Origin of the sequence: Clostridium sp. HV4-5-A1G, from assembly GCF_900184915.1 — a bacterium.
GTDB lineage: Bacteria > Bacillota > Clostridia > Clostridiales > Clostridiaceae > Clostridium_B > Clostridium_B aromativorans.
This window is the reverse complement of record NZ_FXYI02000219.1, coordinates 1-5,113: the sequence shown is the minus strand read 5'-3', so window position 1 is coordinate 5,113 and position 5,113 is coordinate 1. Positions and strand designations below refer to the sequence as shown.

The following is a 5,113-nucleotide window of genomic DNA, read 5'->3' as shown; positions in this document are numbered from 1 at the left end:
GTTTTATGGAGATAAGAAATGTTTTTAAATATATTATTAAAGAGAAAACAATTTATAAAGTATGTTATTTCGGGAACTTTAAATACACTTATAACCTTAATTGCCTACAATATTCTTATAAAGATCAACGTTAATTATATAGAAGCAAATATTATAGCATATCTTCTTGGAATTATAAACGGATTTATCTGCAATAAATTTTGGGTATTTAAATCCGATGGCAATACAGGTACTTTATTTATTAAATTTATTATTGTAAATTCAATATCAATTATTTTCAGTAGTATACTTTTAATCTTATTTGTCAACAATCTCTATTTTAATAAAATATTATCACAGTTAATGTCTACTATTATCACAGGGATGTTTAATTATATGATGAATAAGTTATGGACATTTTCTTAATGTTTTAAGTTTTGCATTTGTACAAAAAAACGAACTGCTGCATAATCAAATTACACAGCAATTCATGTACATAGGTTATATAATTTTTTACTAAGATTTCCCTTAGTCTGTATAATACTATACATCATCATTGTGACAATAATGTGTCATAACGACAAATAATATCCTGTTAATTATCTATTTATTAATAAAATATATAAAAAAATAGTACTGATTGGGGATTCAGTACTCATAGGGTTAGTTATAATTTAATCATTAAGCTTTTCATTTTTTATTGTATGATAAAAATATTATGTGTTCATATCATACAGGTTAATTATTTGTTAAGTATATTTTTTTACACTATAATAGGCATTCTCAATTTGCTTTCAATTTCTTCCCAAAAGCTGTTAAAATAAGGTCTCTTTTCTATATACTGAAATATGGACTTTATTTCATTTATGGACGTATACGATATACAGGAAGTTTTATTATTTTTTTCATTTTGAGGAGATTTTAGCGTAGTATTTGCATCCATATTTAATATTTTATTTATATCCTTAATTAATACCTTATTACCGTATATTCTTAAACGTAAAGCCTTATATTTTATTTTTTTCCGTTTATTTCTATATCTAGTGGAATAATCAAACCTACTATGCAATTCTATATATGCCCTTAGGAAATCGCTATATTGATTTAATTCAGGCAATTTTCGGACATCCGAACTTCTATTATTCCAGCCTATGGATTTTAATTTTTCTATATTAAAGTATTTAGTACTCAATACATATTGTATATTATTCTTATCCTTTTGTTCATATATATTATTTCCACAAACTTTTTGTATTTGTTCAAGAAAATATTTATTCTTATTCTTAAAAATTAACCTTCCCCGTGATATATACCCAATTGAAAATATTATACCCAAAATATAATCATTCAACAACATCACCCCATTGATTCTATACAATTTTTATATTAAATATAAACTTCTCTATATTATCTACGAATATCAAAGTTGATTTTAGGGTGTCTCATTTTATATTTTTTCTAATATTTTAAGATATAATAGTGTTTTTATTACACTTCACCACTATTTTTAAAATTATCAGAATGATAGCTCAAATTTTGATATAATGCTATAATAATATTAATTTAAAGTAAGGAGCTGTAATCATGAACAAAACAATTATTGAATTGGAACTACTTTATTCTGACGCTAAAAAAGACCCTTTGCTAAAAAAGAAGCTGCTTGCAACCCGTTCAGCAGATGATCCCATGGATACTTTTTGTAAAGTAGCTTGTGATGCAGGACATCCTATAACTGTTGGAGAACTCTTTGCAATTGGTCAAGAATACAGCAGCAATCAATGTAAAAGTACAAACGGTGGAAATCCCGACCCTTATGAATCATTTGAAGATACCTATGAGGCATTTCTGACCTCTCTATAAGCCTCACATTAAAATTCCTTTCCACACATTTTACACCTACTTTTGCGCAAAACAGGCACTCTAAATAAAGAGCGCCTGTTCTACAAAACAATTAATTATTTAAAGAGTAATACTCATTTTTTCACTAAGGATTTATTTCCCTAGTACATTTATATTATATGCAGTATTCGCCATAACTTACTGTCACTATTTGTAAACAATGCTTAAAATAAGCACCTATATAACAAATATCTACTTCCAGTTATTCTCATCTACGGATTTTTTCTATATGATTTTACTTATTTTTTAAACGGTAACATACGCTACATATTTTTATCACTAAAAACGCTATACTAAAATAAAAATTCAATTATACAAGGAGGTAAAAATATGAATAGCTTATTTAAAAATGTAGAATTTTCCAAGGTACTTAATCTAAATGATCTAATATCTTATCAAGAAGGCCAGGTTATAAGCAGAACTATTGCACAAATATCTTCTGTCAATATTACTTTATTCTCACTGGATAAAGGTGAAGGCATCAGCACTCATGTAACTTCTGGAGATGCTATGGTTCAAATATTAGACGGTGCAGCTGAAATCACTATAGGTGATAATGTTTTTAATGTTGAAGCAGGTGAAACAATAATAATGCCTTCTGATATTCCCCATGGACTTGAAGCCCGTGAAAGATTTAAAATGCTTCTAACAGTTATAAAACATTAAACAATTTGAAAAAGGGCAGCTATGCTGCCCTTTTTCAAATTCATTTTATTATTAATTAACAACTATTTGAGTAACTTCATATAATATCCTAGTAATTTTATAAATCCAAATTTTCTGTTCATGAGGAAATTTGAAATTATATGTCATTAAATTATTTAGAAGGTGAATTGACATGGCAATAAGGCCAGAAATTTTACGTGCAGGAGATACAATAGGAATAGTTACTTTAGGAAGCCCATTATCTGCAGATGTCATTAATACTGGTATACAAACTCTTAGAAATATGGGCTTTAATGTAATCTTAGGGAACTACACATATTCTTATGATGGATATATTGCAGCCACGGAACAACAGAGGGCCTCTGATTTAATGGAAATGTTTAAGAATCCTGATGTAAAAGCTATCATACCCTCAAGAGGTGGAGTAGGCGTCGCAGGTATTATACCATATCTTGATTATCCTGTTATCACACAGAATCCTAAAATTATCACTGGGTACAGTGATATAACAATCTTATTAAATGTTTTGTATACATGGGCCAATTTAATTACTTTTCATAGTCTTCTTTTAATAGACTTTAAACCAAGTACTCCCGCATACAACATGAATCAATTTTTCACTGCTACATCTACACTTACCTCACCAAGAAGACTTGAAAATCCTCCTGGAATGCCTTTAATAAGCAGGGTTCCTGGCAATGTAACAGGAACTATAGTAGGAGGTAATCTTACATCATTTGTAGATAACCTTGGCACACCTTTTGAAATTGATACTAAAGGAAAGATACTCCTAATTGAAGAAGTTCATGAACCTATTAATACAGTCTACAGACATATAAACCATTTAATATTATCAGGTAAACTTAGGGATTGCGCAGGTATCATTATGGGTGAATGCACAAATTGTGATCCTGCATATGGTAAATCATATGCAGATTTAATTAATGAAGTTATAATACCATTGAATAAACCTCTTATGACAAATTTAGCATCTGGGCATGGCACGTATAAAATGGCTATACCTATAGGTGCTCAAGCTAACCTTAATACTTATAATAATACGTTGACAATACTTGAACCAACAGTGCATATATAATTTGTTTTGCTAATTGTTCTTGTTCGTTTTTTAGTTGTGAGATTAGATAGGAATAAGACGATGTATTTTAGATACTGGTGTCTAAGTCTTTAATGGATTTAAATTCATAATTTTTATCTGAGAATACCCTTAACAATTGATGAAGAGGTGACTCTTCAGAATAAGTATAAGTGGTATACCCTGATTTGTCTTTTGTAATCTTAATATATTCAAATTCAATATTAGGATGATAGAAAAAACTAGCCAAGGTTTTTTTAGGTAATGTATAAATTCTATCAATCATATTATCTATACATTTTGCACCATTCACACAATCAAGTGGAGTAGGAATAAAACTCACTACTCTATTTTGAATTTTTACTTTGCTTATTGCTTTTTCATTCTGAGATCTATATGCTTCATAAATATAATTAAAATATTCACCCATAATTCTTTTTTGTGACCTTGTTGCATCATAATGGGGGCTTTCAAAAAAGTATACGGGTATATCTAGCTTTTTAGCACAATTTATTGCTAAATTGACTCTTCTACGAACACATTCTTCACCAGCATTAATTTTGCTATTGAACTCAATTCCATCAACACTTTCTTCTTCTCCCTGTTGATGTGTATATCCATGTAAACCAACTATTCCATTTTTATCTATAAGATAATCAAGTGTAAATACAAAATCTGTATTATACATGCTAAGCTGAGTAGACGGATCATTATCAATACCTTTTGGAGGATTCATATATCTAGGAATCCAGGCAACATGAAAGGGGACATTTTCATGGTATAAATAATCTGCTATAATTCGGAGTTTTTCCAGTGACTCTGATGTTGCATACCTTTGGCCAGCAGTAATATCCTCTAACCTAATTAAAGCTGGCCTGCCATGTTTTTTCTCAATCTTTTGTAATAAAATATCTGAATTATAAAATAAAGACAATGTTTTTGTTTCAACATCCCAATCTGTTTTCAAATTAAATAACTTAGTGAAGTCAAAAAGAGATAGGTAAAGAACATCTTCTGATGCAATGGCCTTTTTTCGTAAATTATACTCCTTATTACCTTCATAATAGGAGTTTTTCAATAGATTAATTCGTACAGATTTATCGTTCATTTTAACAACAGCGTTATCTTTTGTAAGCTCTGTATTACATATTTCAGAAACCGGAATATATAACCTATTATTATCATTATATATAGGAAGTTGAAGACTCAGAGGTTTCATTTTAAAATTTAATCTTATGTCTTCTTCTTTCATATCTAAGCCTTTAAAAGAGCTAAATTTTCTATTAGATTGTTCTAAAATTTTACTTGCGTCATTCTGTTTCGGCAGCTTCTTATTTCCTAAGATAAATGCACCAGAAATGACAATGACAATACCTGCTAATAATATTAATTTAAATTTATACTTTGCTTTTTTTATGAACATTATCTATTCATCTCCTGATTGATTGATAAAACATAAATGTAATATATTTATAT

The 5,113-nt window shown here is 28.8% G+C and carries 6 protein-coding genes; 4 read left to right on the top strand and 2 right to left on the bottom strand.

Translation table 11 applies throughout. The features are described from left to right. Positions 1-18 precede the first annotated feature (18 nt). Positions 19-405 carry a GtrA family protein gene (locus J5G60_RS16505; protein ID WP_150358875.1) on the top strand — a complete coding sequence of 129 codons (387 nt, stop codon included), beginning with the start codon at positions 19-21 and terminating at the stop codon, positions 403-405. A gap of 337 nt (positions 406-742) precedes the next feature. On the opposite strand, the gene J5G60_RS16500 is transcribed toward J5G60_RS16505, so the two are convergent. Further along, on the bottom strand, positions 743-1,330 hold the full coding sequence (locus tag J5G60_RS16500; protein ID WP_150358874.1) for a hypothetical protein: 588 nt from the start codon (positions 1,328-1,330) through the stop codon (positions 743-745). Positions 1,331-1,563: 233 nt separating this feature from the next. Between J5G60_RS16500 and J5G60_RS16495 the strand changes: the two genes are divergently transcribed. The 3 genes from J5G60_RS16495 to J5G60_RS16485 all read left to right on the top strand — a co-directional run bounded on the left by J5G60_RS16495 (position 1,564) and on the right by J5G60_RS16485 (position 3,640). Then, the gene (locus J5G60_RS16495) at positions 1,564-1,839 is read left to right on the top strand and encodes a hypothetical protein (protein WP_150358873.1); all 276 of its coding nucleotides are present in this window, start codon (positions 1,564-1,566) and stop codon (positions 1,837-1,839) included. 369 nt (positions 1,840-2,208) lie between these two features. Continuing rightward, positions 2,209-2,544, top strand: coding sequence for a cupin domain-containing protein (locus J5G60_RS16490; protein WP_150358872.1), 336 nt, complete (start codon positions 2,209-2,211; stop codon positions 2,542-2,544). Positions 2,545-2,716: 172 nt separating this feature from the next. Further along, complete coding sequence (locus J5G60_RS16485; RefSeq protein WP_150358871.1) at positions 2,717-3,640, top strand: S66 peptidase family protein; 924 nt, start codon at positions 2,717-2,719, stop codon at positions 3,638-3,640. A gap of 67 nt (positions 3,641-3,707) precedes the next feature. On the opposite strand, the gene J5G60_RS16480 is transcribed toward J5G60_RS16485, so the two are convergent. Further along, positions 3,708-5,060 carry a DUF2334 domain-containing protein gene (locus J5G60_RS16480; protein WP_150358870.1) on the bottom strand — a complete coding sequence of 451 codons (1,353 nt, stop codon included), beginning with the start codon at positions 5,058-5,060 and terminating at the stop codon, positions 3,708-3,710. Between the last annotated feature and the right edge of the window lie 53 nt (positions 5,061-5,113).

Bases quoted from the DNA above. Each gene is read 5' to 3' on its own strand.
- J5G60_RS16505 (WP_150358875.1), top strand. From the start codon at position 19: ATGTTTTTAAATATATTATTAAAGAGAAAACAATTTATAAAGTATGTT.
- J5G60_RS16495 (WP_150358873.1), top strand. From the start codon at position 1,564: ATGAACAAAACAATTATTGAATTGGAACTACTTTATTCTGACGCTAAA.
- J5G60_RS16490 (WP_150358872.1), top strand. From the start codon at position 2,209: ATGAATAGCTTATTTAAAAATGTAGAATTTTCCAAGGTACTTAATCTA.
- J5G60_RS16485 (WP_150358871.1), top strand. From the start codon at position 2,717: ATGGCAATAAGGCCAGAAATTTTACGTGCAGGAGATACAATAGGAATA.
- J5G60_RS16480 (WP_150358870.1), bottom strand. From the start codon at position 5,060: ATGTTCATAAAAAAAGCAAAGTATAAATTTAAATTAATATTATTAGCA.